General features: G+C 60.3%; 1 protein-coding gene. It reads right to left on the bottom strand.

Annotation, left to right across the window (positions count from 1 at the left end):
* Nucleotides 1-232 (bottom strand): hypothetical protein (locus AAEZ06_RS28335; protein ID WP_350617536.1); only part of this gene is annotated, 232 nt, incomplete at both ends.

Here is a 232-nt window from a genome sequence, read left to right as displayed (position 1 = left end):
GACCGGATCTGCTGCTTCAGCGGTGATACCCGCTTTGCTGGAGACGGTTGCGGTGATGTTCTGGGTGCCACTTTCCAAGCCGGTACCGGTTTCAAGCACCAGTTCCCACTCGCCGTTGTCGCCAACGGTAGCCTCGCCAAGCACGTTCTCGCCGATGGAAACGGTGACGGTGCCACCGTTAGCACCCGTAACGGTGCCGGTGATGGTGGTGCTGTCACCAAAGACTTTGCCG

The sequence above is a fragment of the Pseudomonas sp. HY7a-MNA-CIBAN-0227 genome (genome assembly GCF_040310325.1).
Classification (GTDB): Bacteria; Pseudomonadota; Gammaproteobacteria; order Pseudomonadales; family Pseudomonadaceae; genus Aquipseudomonas.
This window is presented reverse-complemented; position numbering and strand designations above follow the sequence as displayed.